A 17278-nucleotide genomic window follows, 5' to 3' on the forward strand; every position below is an offset into this window, starting at 1 on the left:
GGCCGAGGCCGCCAGGCCGACGGCCACGGTGACGGCCAGCGCCACCAGCATCGGTACCGGGGTGCCCGGCACCCGTACCCCCTGCGCCGCCATCCCGCGCCGGCGCAGCTCGGCGAGCATGCCCCGGCCCGCGGCGGCGCCGACGGCCCAGGCCGGCAGAGCCGCCACCAGTGTGGTCACGGCGACCTGGCCACGCACCAGACGCCGCACCTGGCGGGGTGTCGCCGCGATGGTGCGCAGCAGGGCCAGCTCCCGTTGCTGGCGGCGCAGTGCGAAGCCCAGGGCGTTGACCACGACGAAGAACGCGACCAGTACGGCGATCTCGCCGAAGGCGCCGGCGATCACCGTCAGACCCGGTCCGCGGGCCGCCTCCCGGCCCGCCGGCGCGGTGATGTCCGCGGCGAGCAGCGAGCCGAACAGCGTGAGGGTGGCGAGGGCGAGGAAGAGCGCGGCGGCCAGGCCGGCGAAGGCGGCGGGCCGGCGGCGCATCTGCCCGAGCGCGAGCGGGATCACCGCCCTCCCCCGCCCAGCAGGCTCAGACGTTCGCCGATGCGGGCGGCCGTGGGGCGGTGGAGTTCCTCCGCCACGACGCCGTCAGCGAGCAGCAGCACCCGGTCCGCGTACCCGGCGGCCACCGGATCGTGGGTGACCATCACGCAGGTGCCGGCCTCCTCGTCCACCTGTGCGCGCAGCAAGGCGGGGATCTCGTGGCCGGTGGCCCGGTCGAGCGCGCCGGTCGGCTCGTCGGCGAACAGCATCGCGGGCCGGGAGACCAGTGCCCGGGCGATGGCCACCCGCTGCTGCTGTCCGCCCGAGAGCTGTCCGGGCCGGTGCCGCTCGCGTCCGGCCAGCCCGACGCGGGCGAGCGCGTCCTGCACGAGGCGCCGGTCGGGTCGCTCGCCGGCCAGCCGGCACGGCAGGGCGATGTTCTGCGCGGCGGTCATCGCGGGCATCAGGTTGAACGCCTGGAACACGAACCCGATCCGGCGGCGCCGCAGTACCGCCAGCCGCCGCTCGGGCAGCCGCGACACGTCCGTACCGCCCCACCAGACGGCGCCCCGGGTCGGCCGGTCCATCCCCGCCAGGCAGTGCAGCAAGGTGCTCTTCCCCGAGCCGGAGGGCCCCATCACCGCCGTGAACGTACCGGACTCCACCTCCACCGACACGCCGCGCAGCGCACGCACGGCGGCGCCGCCACGTCCGTAGTCACGATGCAGGTCTTCCGCCCGGGCGGCCATGGCCGTCCCGGTGTCCGTCGCCGTCTCAGTCATGTCCTCATCCTCGGCGGGTGAGGGGCGGCGTTCGATCGTGCCCGCACCCGGATCGGGGGTTCGGGAAACCACACCCTGCCGGGCCCCGTCACTGGTCCGGACGCGCTTGACGGGGCGGCCGGAGCCGGCGCGGCCATCATGAGGTGGGCGGTGTGCCCCCATCTGTGAGGGAGAGGCATGAAGGAGACCGACGCGGACGTGGTGCGGGAGGAGCTCTCCGGGGGTGTGGATCTGCGGCGCGTCGGCGCCGGTCCGGATCACTGGTACCCGGTGGCGCTGACCCGGGACGTGCGGGTCGGGAAGGTGGTCGCCGCCGTGTTCGCCGGTGAGCGTCTCGCGCTCTACCGGGGGCGGAGCGGGGCCGTCCACGCGCTGGAGGACCGGTGTGCGCACCGGCAGGTTCCGCTGAGCATGGGGGTCGTGGAGGGTGAGGTGCTCCGCTGCCGGTATCACGCGTGGGCCTACCGCGGTGACGGGCGCATCTCGCAGATCCCGTATCTGACGAAGGACGACCGCAGGCCGCCCCGGGGTGTGCGCAGCTATCCCGTGCGCGAGGCGTACGGCCTGGTGTTCGTCTTTCCCGGCGATCCGGAGAAGGCGCGGGCGTCCGCGCTGCCGCGGCTGCCCGCCTTCTCCTCGCCGCGGTACAAGACGCTGACGTACTCCCGGATCGTGCGCTGCCACTACTCGTTCATGCACGAGAACCTGCTGGACATGAACCACCAGTTCCTGCATCAGGGCGTCGTCGGCCGGCTCCGTCCCGAGCTCATCGGTCACCGGAGCGACGACCGCTCGGTGGAGGCCAGGTACCTGTTCACGCACGCCGGGGGCAAGCGCAACGCCGGCGCCAGCATGCTGGCGGCCGAGGGCATCGCGGGCGGCTCCCGGGACGTGATGACCATCCGTACCGAGTACCCGTACCAGACCCTCGATCTGGTGCCGGAGGGTGCCGACGAGCCGGTCTTCAGCCTCTGGGCGGTGTACGTGCCCGTGGGCGCCGACCAGCGCGCCTGTCACGTCCATGGGCTGCTCATGATCAAGAAGCCCCGCGTGCCGGCCGTGCTGACCGCGGCCGCGCCCCTGATCAGGCGCTTCACCGAGCGCATCTTCGCGCAGGACCGCATGGCGGTCGAGGCGGAACAGCGGGCGTGGGACGAGCAGGGCGAGGACCGCAACCACGAGGTGTTCTCCCTGATCCTGGACGTGCGCGAAGCGCTGCGGTCCAACGGCGTCCCGCTGTCCGTCTCCGCGGGCCCGCGTGGGGCGGGACCCTGCGGTGGCGGGGCCGGGCTCTGTGGCGGCGGAGACGAGGAACCCATGCAGGCGGACGCGGCACCCGCGCACTGACCCACCCGCGGCGTGCGCGCGTCGCGAACCGGCTCCTGCTCTCCCCGAGTAGCCGTACTCGTGCGCGACGCACTGGCGACGCATCCGGCCGCGGGCTGCAAGCCTTTTGACGGCTCGCCATACCTCACACGCACCACCTCACACCCCACCGCGCCCGTTGCGGGTCCCGGCCCAGCGTGCCCGTACCTCTCGGCGCCGGCGCGGGGATGTTCGGCTACTTCGCCGCATGCGGATGGACGAGGCGAAAACACGCTCGCACCCGCCCGAGGCCCGTTGCTACAAGTGGGGCATGGGAATATGGACCGACGCCTTCGTCGCACCCCCCGAGCCGGTGCTCCTCCGTCCGGAGGCGTTCGAACAGCTGGCGGTCGCGTTGGCGCGTGAGCGTGTGGTGCGGACGCCGTGGACGCTGGTCGCCGGCCGGCTCTGTGTCAACGCGAGCCTCAACTGGGGCGGCGTCAGCGGGCGGGCCAGGTGGGACAAGCCGCCCGTGGGTACGGTGCTGCGGACCGAAGAGTTTCCGTGGGACGCGACGGAGCCGGACGACGAACCGCCGCCGTGGGGCCCCTCCCACGAGGAGGCACGGCTGCTCGCCTCCGGTGACAAGCTGCTCGATCTGCCGGTGGCGCTGCGTGCCGCCCCGTACGGGACCGAGGACGTCGCCGTCGTCTTCGCCCACATGGACTTCGGCAACCGTGCGATCACCGACTACTTCTGGTTCGAGGACAGACGTACGACGCTGGCGTGCTTCGCCCTGGCGCACCCGCAGAACCGGCCGTTGTCCGCGAACGCCCTCGGGGACATGGACGACGGACCGGTGCATCCCGTGCGCACCTGCGTGGTGCATACCTTCAAGCACGCGAGGGGTTTCGAGGAGGGCGAACCGCTGCCCGCGCTGGCCTCGGTGACCGCCCGCTACTTCGGACCGGACCAGGTGAGCGGCCGGACCGTGAGCTGAGGCGTCCGGTGACACCGGCGGCCCCGCACCGGGCCGGAGGCCCGTGTGCGGGGCGACGCGGAGTGACCGGGTTCTCAGACTCCGGTCAGGTGGTACGTGCCCGTTCCGTCCTGCCGGCCGCTGGAGTACTGGCGGATGAACTCACCGTCCGCGTAACGGTCGTGGCCCATCATCGAGCCGGTGTACTTGTTCTGCACCCCGATCGAGGTGCTGCCGGGTACGTCGCGGTAGATGTAGAACCGCTGGAGGTCGTCCTCCGCGCAGGAGGCGGTCGTCAGGATCGCTCGTTCGGCGGAGGCGTCCTGCTCGGCGACGGTCGCGCAGCCGCCGTTGCCCCAGTTCCACAGGGTCGCTTCGAGGACGCCGTTGTTCTCCGTCACGTTGCACAGGCGCCAGTTGTCCAGGTGGGCGCTGAAGATGGAGGAGGGTCGCAGGCGGACGCCGTCGTTCGCGAGGAGCGGCGCGCCCCAGGACAGGGGCTTGCCGGGTACTTCGATCTTGTAGACGGCGGACTGGCAGTCGAGGGCGGCGAGCGCGGCGCTCCTGGGCCGCTCAGTGAGGGCCGCGTGCTGCGCGGGTTCGTCGTCCTGAAGCTGCTTCGCCGTCGGCGCGACGGCGCCCGCCGGGTGCGCGGCCTTCGCGGTGGGCGAGCCGCAGTCGAGGAGGGCCCGCGCCTTCGCCATGACGCTTCCGGCGGGGACCTGGTCCTCGCAGCGCACGGCGCCCTCTTCGAGGGTGGTGTACGTGGTGAAGCTGCCGCTGCCCGGGCCCTCGGCCCACCGCAGCGCCCAGCTGCCGTCGGCCTGCTGGGCGCGGTTGCAGTTGAGGCTTCCGTAGGTGCCGGTGACCTTCTTGGTGCCCTTGTAGACGCCGTAGTAGCCGGGCTGGTTGAAGCTCCAGGTGACCGCGTTCGACTCGGTGCTCGTGGTGGAGGACTCCATCTTCACGCTGAGGCCCACGCTCACACCGGCCTTGTTCAGGGCGTCGACGGCGAAGCTCGCGTCGATCTTGTCGTCGAGGCCGACGGAGACCGTGATGGTGGTCGCCGTGGTGGTGGTGACGGATTGTTCGCCGGTGGTGCCCTCGGTGACGTACCAGCCCTTGAAGTGGGTGATCGTCGGGGACACCTCGGTGCTCTTGATGTACGGGTGGCGGGTGCCGAGGTCGGCCGTCGTACAGGCGTCGCCGGGCTGGGGCGAGGTCGCCTCGGTGGGTGCCGCGGCGGCCGGCGCGGCGGCGGGGCCGATCGCGGTGGCCGCCAGGGCCGTCGCTGTGGCGGCCGCCGCGATGAGTAGACCGGCGGAGCGCAGGCGTATGACTCGCATCGTCACGTGTTCCCCCTCAGGTGTACGGGTCCGGGTCGGGGTGAATGTAACGGCCACGGGTGTTGCGGCGTGAGGGCGTAACTGGCCAGAGATGCGCGGTGAGCGGCCGGAACCCCGGGGCTCGGACCGCCTCGCTCCGGCGCTCGGGCGCAGCCACCGGCGCCGGCCGCACGGCCGCACCGGGCGTCATCCGGAACACCAGGACCGCGGCGACCAGGCTGACGAGGCTGATTCCGCCGGCGTAGAACGTGACGCCCAGCGACGATCCGGTGGCGTCCCGGAGTGCCACGGCGGTCATGGGCGCGAGGCCGCCTCCGATGATCGGCGACTCGGAGGCGTACGAAGAGGTGCCCTCGGCTCACCCCGGCCGGCGGACCTGCCGCACTACCCGTGGAGCCCGAGCCGGTGAAGCTGGTCACCCGGGCCGGGCACCCGGCGCAGCGCGGGGCCCCGGCACCGGGGCCCTGCTCCAGCAACTGCGGGAGGTGGCGGCGGAGATCCGGGGCATGCCGGCCGACGTCTGAGCCCGTCAGCGCGTCAGCGCGACGAGTGGTGCGGGCAGCGGGCCCGGGTCACCGGTACGGGCGAAGGACGCCCAGGCCGCGCGCATCCCCCGGCCCACCGCGTCCACCTCCGCCCAGCCGAGGCCGCCCAGCATCGGGGCGTGCCGCCAGGCGTGCTCGGTCCCCAGGAGCAGCGGGATCTCGACGCAGTGCGTGGCGCCGTGCGGCGAACCGGCGGGCCGCCAGTCCAGCCGGTAGCCGTGGGCGCGGGCACCGTGGCGTTCCAGCCGAGCGCGCAGGTCCCGCAGGGGCTCCTCGTAGAGCCGGCGGGTGCGCTCGGCGACGCTTCCCGAGTCGGACGGGCCCTCGGGGAAGGCCGACATGTCGTCCGCGTTCCACCCGTACAGCACGTCCGGGGCGGGGCCGGTGAAGGGCGCGGGGCCGGCCACGGCGGGCAGGGGCGCGACGCCGCCGACCGGTCCGAACGGCGGGGCCAGGAAGTTTCCCGTCAGCTGCCGGTGGTCGGCCGCGGTGCGTGCCTGGGCGGCGAGCAGGTCCGCCGCCGGGGCGGTGCGGGGGTCGGCGGAGAGGTGGGCGGCGAAGCGCCGTCCGGTCTCCCGCGCCTCGGCCGCGGTGCGGGTCGCGATGGACAGGGGCGGGCTCTGCAGGATCACCCGGCCGAAGAGTTCACGGGCCTCGGGGACATCGAGGAGGAGCAGGGCGGACAGGGCTCCGGCGGACTGCCCGAAGACGGTGACGTTACGGGGGTCGCCGCCGTGGTCCGCGATGTGCGCCCGGACCCAGCGCAGCGCTTCGATCTGGTCGTACAGACCGAGGTTGCCCTCGCTGACCCCGTCCTGCAGGAGGTAGCCGAGGGCGCCGAGCCGGTAGTTCGCGCTGACCACGACGACGTCCTGTTCGGCGGCGAGGGAGCTGCCGTCGTACCAGTCGAGGATGCCGGCGCCGCTGCTGAAGCCTCCGCCGTGGAACCAGACGAGGACGGGGCGGCCCGTCGTCGTTCGGGTGGCGGGTGCGGTGACGGTGAGGTGGAGGCAGTCCTCGCTCTGCGGGTGCCGGCCGGGCGGCGGCCCCATCAGCGCCTCCAGGCGCGAGGGCGGCTGGGGGCAGACCGCGCCGGTCTGCGGTGCGGGGTCCTCGGCCGTTGCGGGGCGCGGCCGGGCGAAGCGGGGCGCTGCGGCGTAACGGATGGGGCCGGTACGGGATGTCCGGGGGGTGTTCATGCCTTGCCTGCCGTTTCGGGGACGAGTGGGGCCCGTTCCACAGGAGTCTCGGGAACCATCCGGAACAGCGCCACCGCGCCGACGAGGCTGAGCGCGCACATGCCCACGAGATACCAGGTCACACCGGTCGAGGAGTCGCCGCTGCCGAGGAGCGCGCTGGAGATCATGGGGGCCAGTCCGCCGCCGAGGACCGCGCCTATCTGGAGGACCAGCGAGGTGCCGGAGTAGCGCACCCGGACCGGGAAGGTGTCGGCGATGATGGCGCCCTGGACGCAGTGGGTCACCGGGATGATCACGCCCATGCCGGCGAGCGCGAGCAGGGCGGACGCCCCGTTGCCGGTGTCGAGCAGCGGGAAGAACACCGCGCACCACAGGAGGATGGCGACGGAACCGCCGATGAAGAGGGTGCGACGCCCCTTGCGGTCGGCGATCTTCGTCCATACGGGGATCGACACGAACCACAGCACGGCGGCGCCGCTCACCCCGAGGACGAGGAACTGCTGGTCGAAGCCGAGGTGTTTGGTGCCGTAGGACAGCGTGAAGACCATGAAGACGTACGCGACCGCGGAGTTCGCCACGACGGCGAGCAGGGTGACGGCCAGCCGGGGCAGTCCGGCCTTCATCGCCTCGGCCAGCGGGAAGCGGACCACCTCGTCCTCCTGCCGGGCCCGGTCGAAGGACGGCGATTCGGTGACGCGCAGCCGTACGACCAGTCCGACGCCGACCAGGACGAAGCTCAGCAGGAACGGGACGCGCCACGCCCAGGCGGTGAACGTGGCGTGTCCGGCGAGCGAGTTGGTGGCCAGGAAGATGAGGTTGGCCAGCACCAGGCCCGCGGGCGTCCCCATCTGCGGGAAGCCCGCGTACAGGTTGCGCCGCCCCTCGGGGGCGTGCTCCATCGACATCAGGGTGGCGCCGGCGCCCTCGCCGCCGAGGCCGATGCCCTGGACGACGCGCAGGAGGACCAGGAGGACCGGAGCCCACAGGCCGATGGAGTCGTAGCTCGGGACGGCGCCGATGAGGGTGGAGCCCAGACCCATCATCACCAGCGAGACCACCAGGGTGGAGCGGCGTCCCAGGCGGTCGCCGAAGTGGCCGAAGACGAGACCGCCGAGGGGCCTGGCGACGAAGCCGACCGCGAGGGTGGAGAACGCGGCGAGGGTGCCCGCCGCGGGGCTCAGGTCGGGGAAGAACTGCTTGTCGAAGATCAGTGCGGCGGCCGTGCCGTACAGGAAGAAGTCGTACCACTCCAATGTGGTCCCGAGAAGGGTGGCAAGCGCAGTCCTGCTCGCGCCCTTGGGACGGTCCGCGTCGCTCATGGAATACCTCGTCTGCTGGGGAAGGCGGGGAAGCCCGCGCTTTCGGTGGATCCTGGGTCCCCGGGCAGAGGCGAACAAATGCCGTTTCGTCCCGCCGCTATAGCGGGACGGGTATACCGGGCGACCGGACCCGTTCCCCGCCGTCGCCCGCCCCCTCGGAGAACGCCTGCTCGCCGGGGGCATACCGAAGTCGGCATAGCTGAGCCCCGAATCGTCATTTGTGGTCATGGCGGCGTGATCCCAGGGTGTGAGTCATGACGGCACAGACTTCGCGGTGGATCCGCAACTTCGTGGACGGGCGTTTCATCGACCCGGACGACGGCGGCAAGAGTTTCGAAGCGACGGACCCGGCCACCGGCCGTGTGCACTCCCTCGTCCACGAGGCCGATGCCCCCCTGGTCGACCGGGCCGTCTCGGCGGCGCGCAAGGCGCTCGGGCCGTGGTCGGCGACCCCGGTCCGGGAGCGCACCGAGGTCCTGCGCCGGGCGGCCGATCTGATCGAGGCCCGGTTCGAGGAGTTCGTGGCCGCCGAGGTGGCCGACACGGGCAAGCCCGTGACCCTCGCCCGCGACCTCGACGTGGCCAGGGCCGTTTCCAACTTCCGTACGTTCGCCGACGTCGTCGCGGCCGCCGGCCAGGAGTCCTTCCTGACCGACCTGCCGGGCGGCCGCCACGCCCTCAACTACGCGGTGCGCAAGCCCCTCGGGGTGGTCGCGGTCATCGTTCCCTGGAACCTGCCGCTGCTGCTGCTCACCTGGAAGGTCGCCCCGGCCCTGGCCTGCGGCAACGCCGTCGTGGTCAAGCCCAGCGAGGAGACGCCCGGCACCGCGGCGCTGCTGGCGGAGGTGCTCGCCGAGGCGGGTCTGCCGGCCGGCGCCTACAACGTCGTGCACGGCTTCGGGGGCGGCTCGGCCGGGGAGTACGTCACGACGCACCCCGGGATCGACGGCGTCACCTTCACCGGCTCCACGGCGACCGGCGCGCACGTCATGAAGACCGTGGCACCGCGCGTGCGCCCCGTCTCCTTCGAGCTGGGCGGCAAGAACGCGGCACTGGTCTTCGCCGACGCGGACGTCGAGGAGACCCTGGACGGCCTGACCCGGTCCGTGTTCGCCAACACCGGCCAGGTGTGCCTGTGTACGGAGCGGGTCTACGTCCACCGTTCGGTCTTCGCGGACATCGCGGACGGCCTGGTCGAGCGGGCCCGTTCGCTGCGGCTCGGCAGCCCGCTGGACCCGGCCACGACGACGGGGCCGCTGATCTCGCAGGCGCACCGGGAGAAGGTGCGCGGCTACCTGGACCTGGCCGGACAGCTCGGTGCGAAGGCCCTCACCGGGAGCGGCACGCCGGTCCTCGGCGCGGAGCTGGACGGCGGATCGTGGATCGAGCCGACGCTGTGGACGGGGCTGACGAACGCCGACCGCCCGGTACGTGAGGAGATCTTCGGACCGGTCGCGGCGCTGATCCCGTTCGACACGGAGGAGGAGGCGATCGGGCTGGCCAACGACACGGAGTACGGCCTCGCCGCCTCCGTGTGGACCCGGGACCTGCGTCGCGGGCACCGCGTGGCCCAGGCGATGAACGTCGGCATGTCCTGGGTCAACACCTGGTTCCTGCGCGACCTGCGCTCGCCCTTCGGCGGCGTCGGCCTCTCCGGTCTCGGCCGCGAGGGAGGCGCCTCGTCCCTGCACTTCTACACCGAGCCGACCAACGTGTGCGTCCAGCTGTGACGCCCGGCCCCGCCTCGGCTTCCCCGACTCCGACCGAGCAGGCCGCCCCCGAGCCGGGCGGCCGGAAGGACATGACCATGGGCGACAACGCCCCGCACCCCGGTGAAGGAGGCCCCCATTGATATCCGAGGAAACGGTCCGGACGCTGGCCGCGCGGCTCGACACCGCGCAGCGCACCGTCACGGACACCCTCAGCCTGGCCGACACGCACACCCTGGCCGTTGCCGACGCCTACGCCGTCCAGGGCGCGCTCCTCGCCCTGCGCGAGGAGCGGGGTGAGCGGATCACCGGCGTGAAACTGGGATTCACCAGCAAGGCCAAGATGGAGCAGATGGGAGTCTCCGAGATCATCGTCGGCCGGCTGACCGACGCCATGTGTGTTCCGGACGGCGGTGCGATCGAGCTGTCCCGGTTCATCCACCCGAAGGTGGAACCGGAGGTCGCCTACCGGCTGAGCCGGGACGTGGACCCGGACGACCCGGCCACCGACCTCGTCTCCTGCGTGGACGCCGTCGCGCCCGCCCTGGAGATCATCGACTCCCGCTACCGGGACTTCCGCTTCACCTACGAGGACGTCGTCGCGGACAACACCTCGGCGGCGGCCTATGCGATCGGCGCCTGGGCCCCCGTACAGGACGTGTCCGGCCGTGCCGTACGGCTGTCGGGCGCCAACCGGGAGGTGTCGGGTTCGACCGAGGCCATCCTCGGTGGTCCGGTCAACGCCCTGCGGGCCCTGCTCGACCTGGCACGGCGACGGCACATCCCGCTGCGGGCCGGCCAGGTGGTGCTGGCCGGGGCGGCCACCGCGGCGATCCCGCTGGAGCACGGGGAGACCATGTGCGAGGTCGACGGCATCGGCCGCGTCGGCGTGAGGGGGATCTGATGGAACAGGGACGGGTCGTCCCCGGCAAGGCGCGCCCGCGCGGCCGGTTCCCGCACTTCCGCCGCGCCGGAGACCTCGTCTTCGTCTCCGGCACCAGCTCGCGCCGGCCCGACAACTCCTTCGCGGGAGTGGCGACGGACGAGCTGGGCACCACCGACCTCGACATCCGCGCGCAGACCCGCGCGGTCATCGAGAACATCGGTGACATCCTCGCCGACGCGGGCGGCGGCCTCGCGGACGTCGTCCAGGTCACCGCGTACCTCGTCTCCATGAACGACTTCGGCGGCTACAACGAGGTCTACGGCCAGTACTTCGACGAGACGGGCCCGGCCAGGACCACCGTCGCCGTGCACCAGCTCCCCCACCCCCATCTGCTCATCGAGATCCAGGCCGTGGCGCATCTGCCGGCCGCGACCGCCACGAAGGAGACACCGTGACCGACATCCCCGAGGTCATCGACTTCCAGGGTTGGATCGACGCCCACGCGCACCTGCTGAAGCCCCCGGTGAACAACCGCACCATGTCGCTCGGCAACGACTTCATCGTGCAGATCGTCGGCGGCCCCAACCAGCGCACGGACTTCCACCTCGACCCGTACGAGGAGTGGTTCTACCAGGTCAAGGGGGACATGCACGTCAACCTCATGACCGACGAGGGCCCTCGGACCGTCCACATCAAGGAGGGGCAGGCGTGGCTGCTGCCGGGCAACGTGCCGCACTCCCCGCAGCGCCCCGACCCCGACTCCATCGGCCTGGTGATCGAGCGGGTGCGTGAGGAGGGCACGCTGGAGAAGTTCCTGTGGTTCTGCCCCTCCTGTTCGGCGACCGTGTACGAGGTCGAGCTCCAGGTCCGCGACATCGTCGCCGACCTCCCGCCGGTCTTCGAGAAGTTCTACGAGGACGAGCGGGCCCGGGTCTGCTCCGCCTGCGGTGCGCTCCACCCCGGGAAGGGCTGACCGGTGGCAGACCTGATCGACGTCCACACCCACTACGTCCCGCGCGGCTGGCCCGACCTGTCGGAGCCCGGCGGCCCGGACGCCCCGTGGCTGCGGATCGAGTCCGAGACCGAGGCCATGATCATGACCGGTTCCTCGGAGTTCCGCCGGATCCAGGCGGACTGCTGGGACGCCGGAGTCCGGCTGCGCGACATGGACGCGGACGGGGTGCGTGCCCAGGTGGTCTCCCCCACCCCGGCGTTCTTCCATTACGGCCGCAGCGGCGCCGAGGCCGCGAAGATCGCCCGCATCTTCAACGATCTGGCCCTGGAGATCACCGCTCCGGCGCCGGACCGGCTGATCCCGTTCTGCCAGGTGCCGCTCCAGGACCCGGACGCCGCCTGCCGGGAGGTGGAGCGGGCGGTCGCCGCCGGCCACCGGGGGGTGGAGATCGGCAACCATGTCGGTGACCGGGACCTGGACAGCGAGGGGGTCGTCACCTTCCTCCAGCACTGCGCGTCGCTCGATGTGCCGGTGTTCGTCCACCCCTGGGACATGGACTCCTCGCCCCGGCTCGACCGCTGGATGGCACGGTGGCTGACGGCGATGCCGGCGGAGACCCATCTGTCGATCCTGGCGCTGATCCTGGGCGGTGCGTTCGACCGTATCGACGAGCGCCTGAGGATCTGCTTCGCGCACGGCGGCGGATCGTTCGCGTTCTGGCTGGGCCGGATGGAGAACGCCTGGCACGGGCGCAACGACGTCATCGGTACGTCGCAGTACCCGCCCTCGCACTATCTGGGCCGGTTCCACGTGGACTCGGTCGTCTTCGACGACCGCGCGCTGCGCCTCCTTGTGGACACCGTCGGCGAGGACCGGGTCATGGTGGGCAGCGACTACCCGTATCCGCTGGGCGAGCGTCCGGCGGGCGCGGTGGTGCGCAAGAGCCGTTCGCTGAGCGAGACGGCCCGGCAGAAGATCACGTACGGGAACGCGGAGCGCTACCTCGGGCTCTGATCCCACGGCTCGTCCGGCCCCCGGTCCGCGCCTCGCGGGTCCGGGGGCCTTGCCGTCATCCCGACGGCCGCCTCCTCCAGGCTCTCCATCAGCGCCCGCGCCGACGGGCTGAGGGTGCGGTCGGCCGACAGGGTCAGCCCCACGCGGTGGCCGATGCGGTCCAGCGGCACGGGGAGCTCGGCCAGTCGGCCGTCGTCCCGGACCAGGGAGCCGGGCAGGACGGCCACCACCTCGGTCTCCAGGAGCAGCTGGCGCACGGTCAGGAACGAGGTGGCCTCGACCCGGTTGCGCGGCAGGCCGAGGCCCTGGAGCGCGAGGAGTTCCTCCACCTCGCGGCGGAGCACGGTCTGCTGGCCGGGCAGGATCCAGGGGAAGTGGAGGGTGTCCGCGAGTTCCGCCCCGGGTGCGGCGGTCAGCGGGTGGCCGGCGCGCACGACCAGGCCGATGGACTCGTCGTAGAGGGGGCGGCGGATCAGGCCCTCGCCGGAGGACGCGGTCAGCCTGCCCACGATGAGGTCGACGCGCCCCGCTTCCAGGTCGAGCAGCAGGTCCTCGGGGGACGCCTCGCGCACGACGACCGTGAGGAAGGGGTGGGCCCGCTTGAGCGCGGCGACGGCCCGGGGCAGCAGGATGTTGGAGCCGGCCAGGTGGGTGCCCACGACGGCGGTGCCCCGGTCCGCCTCGGCGAGTTCCACCACGTGCCGGCCGGCCTGGGCGAGCTGGGCGAGGACGGCGCGCGCGTGCTGGGTGAACGCCTCGCCGAAGACGGTCGCGCTGACGCCCCGGGGGCCCCGTTCGAAGAGCGGGACGCCGAGGATGTCCTCCAGCTCGTGCAGGCTCCGGGTGGCCGCGGGCTGGGTGGTGTGCAGTTCACCGGCGGCCGCGACGACCGATCCCTGCCGCGAGAGGGCGTCCACCAGGAGCAGGTGCCGCATCTTCAGCCGGCCGTCGAGCAGGCGGGGAATGTCCACGTTACGACCCTAACGGAGCCGTTCCCGGCTCCCGTCCCGAAGCAGCGGCGGGCCCGCTCGTCACCGTGGTGCACGACCGGGCCCGTCCGTTCGTCTCACGCGTGGGCGTCCGTCCTCGTCAGGTCGAGCGCGATGTCGGTGATCATGTCCTCCTGGCCGCCGACCATCTTGCGCCGCCCCACCTCCACGAGGATGTCGCGGGTGTCGAGACCGTACCTGCGGGCGGCGGTCTCGGCGTGGCGCAGGAAGCTGGAGTAGACGCCCGCGTACCCGAGGGTCAGGGTCTCCCGGTCGACGCGCACCTCGCGGTCCTGGAGCGGGCGGACCACGTCGTCGGCGGCGTCCATCAGGGGGAACAGGGCGCACCCGTGGTCCCAGCCCATGAGGTCGGCGACGGCGACGAACGCCTCCAGCGGGCAGTTCCCGGCGCCCGCGCCCTGGCCGGCGAGGGAGGCGTCGACGCGGGTGACGCCGTTCTCGACGGCGACGACGGAGTTGGCGACGCCCAGGCCGAGGTTGTGGTGGGCGTGGATACCGAGTCCGGTGGCCGGGTCGAGTACGTCGCGGTAGGCGCGGACGCGGTCGCGGACGCCGTCCATGGTGAGCCGCCCGCCGGAGTCGGTCACGTAGACGCAGTGGGCGCCGTAGGACTCCATCAGCTTGGCCTGGCGGGCGAGTTCGGCCGGTTCGGCCATGTGGGACATCATCAGGAACCCGGCGACGTCCATGCCCAGTTCCCTGGCCGCCGCGATGTGCTGGGCGGAGATGTCGGCCTCGGTGCAATGGGTGGCGACGCGGACGGAGCGGATGCCGAGCGCGTGTGCCTGCCTCAGGTCGTGGAGGGTGCCGATGCCGGGGAGCAGCAGGGTGGTGGGGACGGCGTGCTCGACGCTGTCGCAGACCGCCTCGATCCACTCCCAGTCGGTGTGGGCGCCCACGCCGTAGGTGATGCTGGAGCCGGACAGGCCGTCGCCGTGCGCGATCTCGATCGCGGCGACCCCGGCGGCGTCGAGAGCCGTGGCGATGGTGCGGGCCTGGTCCACGGTGTAGCGGTGGCGGACGGCGTGCATGCCGTCGCGCAGGGTCACGTCCTGCAGGTAGAGAGCGGTCATCGCGGGGCCACCTCCGTGGCGCGGTGGGCGGCCATGCGTTCGGCGGTGCGCAGGGCGGCCGATGTCATGATGTCGAGGTTTCCGGCGTAGGCGGGCAGGTAGTGGGCGGCGCCCTCGACCTCCAGGAACACCGACACCTTGGCGGCGTCCTCGGACCGGGTGGCGGCCGGGAGGAGCGTGCGCAGCGGGTCGTCGCCGGTGACCCGGTCGAACTGCACCTTCTGCTTGAGGCGGTAGCCGGGCACGTAGGTCCGGACCCGGGCCACCATCTCCTCCACCGAGGCGGTGACCGCGGCGTCGTCGCAGTCGCCGACCAGGCAGTGCACCGTGTCCCGCATGATCAGCGGGGGTTCGGCCGGGTTGAGGACGATGATCGCCTTGCCGCGTGCGGCTCCGCCGACCTGTTCGATGGCCGAGGAGGTGGTCTCGGTGAACTCGTCTATGTTGGCCCGGGTCCCCGGTCCGGCCGAGCGGGAGGAGATCGAGGCGACGATCTCCCCGTAGTGCACCGGCGTCACGGCGTTCACCGCCGCGACGACGGGGATGGTGGCCTGGCCGCCGCAGGTGACCATGTTGACGTTGGCGGCACCCAGGTGGGCGTCGCCGTTGACGGGCGGCACGACGTAGGGGCCGAGGGCGGCCGGGGTGAGGTCCACGACCGTACGTCCCAGGGCTCGCAGCACCTCGTCGTGGCGGCGGTGCGCGCCGGCCGATGTGGCGTCGAAGACGAGGGACACGTCCGCGAACTCGTCCAGCTCCACCAGTCCGTCGACGCCTCCGTGGGTGGTCGCCACCTTGAGGCGGCGGGCCCGGGCGAGGCCGTCGGATGCGGGGTCGATGCCCGCCATGGCGGCGATCTCCAAGGTGTCGGAGAGCCGCAGCACCTTGATCATCAGGTCGGTCCCGATGTTTCCGGACCCGATGACGGCGACCTTCGTGGTCATGCGCGCGCTCCTTGCGTGGTGGCGGACCCGAACGCGGCGGAGACCGTGCCCAGTCCTTCGATGCGGGCGGTGAACTCGTCGCCCTCGGCCGCGACGGCCATGGGGCCCAGCGCGCCGGTCAGGACGAGGTCCCCGGCACGCAGCGGATCGCCCAGCCCGGCCAGGGTGGTGGCGAGCCAGAGCGCCGCGGTAAGCGGGCCGCCCAGGCAGTCGCGGCCGGTGCCCTGCGAGACGGTCTCGCCGTTCTTCGTGAGGGTCATCGCCACCTCGCGCAGGTCGACCCGGTCCAGCGGGACCGGCGTGCCGCCGAGCACGTAGAGGCCGCAGGAGGCGTTGTCCGCGACGGTGTCCACGATGCCGATGTCCCAGCCGGCGATGCGGCTGTCCACGATCTCGAGCGCCGGCAGGGCGAAGGCGGTGGCGCGCAGCAGATCGGCGACGGTCGGCTCGCGGTGCGGCAGGTCCGCGCCCAGGACGAGCGCGACCTCGGCCTCCACCTTGGGCTGCATCAGCCTGCCCGGGGCGATCGGCAGGCCCTCGGGCACGGCCATGTCGGCGAACAGGGCGCCGAAGTCGGGCTGTCCGACCCCGAGCTGCCGCTGCACGGCGGGCGAGGTCAGGCCGATCTTGCGGCCCACCAGGCGCCGGCCCTCGGCGAGCGAGCGCTCGACGTACAGCCGCTGTACGGCGTACGCGGACGCGACGTCCTCCTTGGGGAGCAGCGTGCGCACCGGGGGGCACGGCACGCCGGTGCGTGCGGCTTCCCGCAGGACGGCCGCCGCCTCGTTCACGGCCTCGGGCGCGGTCACGGCCGCCTCCCCTCGGATGCGGCACTGCGGTGTGGGACGAACATGCGCGTTACCTCCGGCGGGGATGGGGCGGGGCGGCCGTCGGCCGCACGACAGGTATAGGCGTGGCGCCGAGGAGGCGGCAAAATATGTTCCATGACACGGAACAGCACGTCGGGGAACATGCTCGACAAGGCGGCGGCCGTCCTGGAGTGCTACCGCCCGGACGGCGGAGCGTTCCGTCTGACAGAAATCGCCGCGCGTACCGGCCTGGCCAAGACCACCGCGTTCCGGCTGTGCGCCGATCTGGTGCGCCTCGGCCTGCTGGAACGTGCGGGCGAGACGTACCGGCTCGGCGGCAAGCTCTTCGAGCTGGGCTCCCTGGTGCCGCGCCGGCAGGATTTGCGCGAGGCGGCGCTGCCCTTCCTCCAGGACCTCTTCGAGGCGACGCACGAGACCGTGCACCTGGGGGTGCGCGAGGGCTTCGAGGTGGTGTACGTGGAACGCATCCACGGCCATGACGCCCTGGCGCTGCCGTCACGTATCGGCGGCCGGCTGCCGCTGACGTGCACGGGAGTCGGGAAGGCCCTGCTGGCGTTCTCGGAGGGCGCCCTCGTCGAGGAGGTGCTGGACCGGCCGCTGCCCCGGCTGAGCCCGCACTCGATCACCGACCCGGCCCGGCTGCGCACGGTCATCGAGCAGATCCAGGTCGCCGGGCTGGCCTACGAGGAGCAGGAGGCGGCCCTCGGGGTCAGCTGCATCGCCTCACCGGTGTTCGACGGCCCGACGGCGGTGGCGGCCCTGTCCGTGGCCGTGCCGCGCGCCCGGTTCCGGCCCGCCCAGCTGGCACCGGCCGTACGCACGGCCGCCCTCGGGCTCTCGCGGGTGATGCGCGGCACGGGGGCGGCACGCGGCCGCGCCTGAGGGACGCGGCT

General features: G+C 72.5%; 18 protein-coding genes. 8 read left to right on the plus strand and 10 right to left on the minus strand.

Annotated elements, in window-relative coordinates:
• Together G3I41_RS13460 and G3I41_RS13465 are read right to left on the minus strand one after the other, a co-directional pair.
• A partial coding sequence (locus tag G3I41_RS13460) for an FtsX-like permease family protein (protein WP_164400447.1) occupies positions 1-513 on the minus strand: 513 nt, incomplete at its 3' end.
• Complete coding sequence (locus G3I41_RS13465; RefSeq protein ID WP_164400448.1) at positions 510-1271, minus strand: ABC transporter ATP-binding protein; 762 nt, start codon at positions 1269-1271, stop codon at positions 510-512. The genes G3I41_RS13465 and G3I41_RS13460, both read right to left, overlap by 4 nt.
• A gap of 177 nt (positions 1272-1448) precedes the next feature.
• Here G3I41_RS13465 and G3I41_RS13470 point away from each other — a divergent pair, with 177 nt between their 5' ends.
• Positions 1449-2618 (plus strand): aromatic ring-hydroxylating dioxygenase subunit alpha, encoded by a 1170-nt coding sequence (locus G3I41_RS13470; protein WP_164400449.1) that lies wholly within the window; start codon positions 1449-1451, stop codon positions 2616-2618.
• A gap of 289 nt (positions 2619-2907) precedes the next feature.
• Positions 2908-3576: a hypothetical protein gene (locus tag G3I41_RS13475; RefSeq protein ID WP_164400450.1), complete on the plus strand. Its 669-nt coding sequence runs from the start codon at positions 2908-2910 to the stop codon at positions 3574-3576.
• 74 nt (positions 3577-3650) lie between these two features.
• Here G3I41_RS13475 and G3I41_RS13480 read toward each other — a convergent pair whose 3' ends face one another.
• The 4 genes from G3I41_RS13480 to G3I41_RS13495 form a co-directional block, all read right to left on the minus strand.
• Positions 3651-4901, minus strand: coding sequence for a hypothetical protein (locus G3I41_RS13480; protein WP_164400462.1), 1251 nt, complete (start codon positions 4899-4901; stop codon positions 3651-3653).
• A gap of 16 nt (positions 4902-4917) precedes the next feature.
• The gene (locus tag G3I41_RS36380; RefSeq protein ID WP_203600939.1) at positions 4918-5199 is read right to left on the minus strand and encodes a hypothetical protein; all 282 of its coding nucleotides are present in this window, start codon (positions 5197-5199) and stop codon (positions 4918-4920) included.
• A 231-nt stretch (positions 5200-5430) separates the two neighbouring features.
• Positions 5431-6645 (minus strand): carboxylesterase family protein, encoded by a 1215-nt coding sequence (locus G3I41_RS13490; RefSeq protein ID WP_164400451.1) that lies wholly within the window; start codon positions 6643-6645, stop codon positions 5431-5433.
• On the minus strand, positions 6642-7964 hold the full coding sequence (locus G3I41_RS13495; RefSeq protein WP_164400452.1) for an MFS transporter: 1323 nt from the start codon (positions 7962-7964) through the stop codon (positions 6642-6644). The genes G3I41_RS13490 and G3I41_RS13495 overlap by 4 nt, the downstream gene beginning before the upstream one ends.
• Before the next feature lie 254 nt (positions 7965-8218).
• On the opposite strand from G3I41_RS13495, the gene G3I41_RS13500 reads away from it, so the two are divergent.
• The 5 genes from G3I41_RS13500 (at position 8219) to G3I41_RS13520 (ending at position 12528) form a co-directional block, all read left to right on the plus strand.
• A complete protein-coding gene (locus G3I41_RS13500; protein ID WP_164400453.1) occupies positions 8219-9694 on the plus strand; it encodes a 2-hydroxymuconic semialdehyde dehydrogenase in 1476 nt (491 codons plus the stop codon).
• 118 nt (positions 9695-9812) lie between these two features.
• On the plus strand, positions 9813-10577 hold the full coding sequence (locus tag G3I41_RS13505) for a 4-oxalocrotonate decarboxylase (RefSeq protein WP_164400454.1): 765 nt from the start codon (positions 9813-9815) through the stop codon (positions 10575-10577).
• Positions 10577-11014, plus strand: a complete 438-nt coding sequence (locus tag G3I41_RS13510; RefSeq protein ID WP_164400455.1) for a RidA family protein — start codon at positions 10577-10579, stop codon at positions 11012-11014. Before G3I41_RS13505 ends, G3I41_RS13510 begins: the two co-directional genes overlap by 1 nt.
• Positions 11011-11532, plus strand: a complete 522-nt coding sequence (locus G3I41_RS13515; RefSeq protein ID WP_164400456.1) for a 3-hydroxyanthranilate 3,4-dioxygenase — start codon at positions 11011-11013, stop codon at positions 11530-11532. Before G3I41_RS13510 ends, G3I41_RS13515 begins: the two co-directional genes overlap by 4 nt.
• Positions 11533-11535: 3 nt before the next feature.
• Positions 11536-12528, plus strand: coding sequence for an amidohydrolase family protein (locus G3I41_RS13520; protein ID WP_164400457.1), 993 nt, complete (start codon positions 11536-11538; stop codon positions 12526-12528).
• Here G3I41_RS13520 and G3I41_RS13525 read toward each other — a convergent pair.
• The 4 genes from G3I41_RS13525 to mhpD form a co-directional block, all read right to left on the minus strand.
• A complete protein-coding gene (locus tag G3I41_RS13525) occupies positions 12513-13499 on the minus strand; it encodes a LysR substrate-binding domain-containing protein (protein WP_164400458.1) in 987 nt (328 codons plus the stop codon). The two genes, G3I41_RS13520 and G3I41_RS13525, sit on opposite strands and share 16 nt — an antisense overlap.
• A 95-nt stretch (positions 13500-13594) precedes the next feature.
• Positions 13595-14611: a 4-hydroxy-2-oxovalerate aldolase gene (gene dmpG, locus G3I41_RS13530; RefSeq protein WP_164400459.1), complete on the minus strand. Its 1017-nt coding sequence runs from the start codon at positions 14609-14611 to the stop codon at positions 13595-13597.
• A complete protein-coding gene (locus tag G3I41_RS13535; protein ID WP_164400460.1) occupies positions 14608-15555 on the minus strand; it encodes an acetaldehyde dehydrogenase (acetylating) in 948 nt (315 codons plus the stop codon). Before G3I41_RS13535 ends, dmpG begins: the two co-directional genes overlap by 4 nt.
• Positions 15552-16364, minus strand: coding sequence for a 2-keto-4-pentenoate hydratase (gene mhpD, locus G3I41_RS13540; RefSeq protein WP_164400461.1), 813 nt, complete (start codon positions 16362-16364; stop codon positions 15552-15554). Before mhpD ends, G3I41_RS13535 begins: the two co-directional genes overlap by 4 nt.
• 162 nt (positions 16365-16526) lie before the next feature.
• Between mhpD and G3I41_RS13545 the strand changes: the two genes are divergently transcribed.
• Complete coding sequence (locus G3I41_RS13545; RefSeq protein WP_164400463.1) at positions 16527-17267, plus strand: IclR family transcriptional regulator; 741 nt, start codon at positions 16527-16529, stop codon at positions 17265-17267.
• Positions 17268-17278: the final 11 nt, after the last annotated feature.

Origin of the sequence: Streptomyces sp. SID9727, from assembly GCF_010550605.1 — a bacterium.
Lineage (GTDB): Bacteria > Actinomycetota > Actinomycetes > Streptomycetales > Streptomycetaceae > Streptomyces.

Coding starts and splice junctions, on each gene's coding strand:
- G3I41_RS13465 (WP_164400448.1), bottom strand. CDS start 1,271: ATGACTGAGACGGCGACGGACACCGGGACGGCCATGGCCGCCCGGGCG.
- G3I41_RS13470 (WP_164400449.1), top strand. CDS start 1,449: ATGAAGGAGACCGACGCGGACGTGGTGCGGGAGGAGCTCTCCGGGGGT.
- G3I41_RS13475 (WP_164400450.1), top strand. CDS start 2,908: ATGGGAATATGGACCGACGCCTTCGTCGCACCCCCCGAGCCGGTGCTC.
- G3I41_RS13480 (WP_164400462.1), bottom strand. CDS start 4,901: ATGCGAGTCATACGCCTGCGCTCCGCCGGTCTACTCATCGCGGCGGCC.
- G3I41_RS36380 (WP_203600939.1), bottom strand. CDS start 5,199: ATGACCGCCGTGGCACTCCGGGACGCCACCGGATCGTCGCTGGGCGTC.
- G3I41_RS13490 (WP_164400451.1), bottom strand. CDS start 6,645: ATGAACACCCCCCGGACATCCCGTACCGGCCCCATCCGTTACGCCGCA.
- G3I41_RS13495 (WP_164400452.1), bottom strand. CDS start 7,964: ATGAGCGACGCGGACCGTCCCAAGGGCGCGAGCAGGACTGCGCTTGCC.
- G3I41_RS13500 (WP_164400453.1), top strand. CDS start 8,219: ATGACGGCACAGACTTCGCGGTGGATCCGCAACTTCGTGGACGGGCGT.
- G3I41_RS13510 (WP_164400455.1), top strand. CDS start 10,577: ATGGAACAGGGACGGGTCGTCCCCGGCAAGGCGCGCCCGCGCGGCCGG.
- dmpG (WP_164400459.1), bottom strand. CDS start 14,611: ATGACCGCTCTCTACCTGCAGGACGTGACCCTGCGCGACGGCATGCAC.
- G3I41_RS13535 (WP_164400460.1), bottom strand. CDS start 15,555: ATGACCACGAAGGTCGCCGTCATCGGGTCCGGAAACATCGGGACCGAC.
- G3I41_RS13545 (WP_164400463.1), top strand. CDS start 16,527: ATGCTCGACAAGGCGGCGGCCGTCCTGGAGTGCTACCGCCCGGACGGC.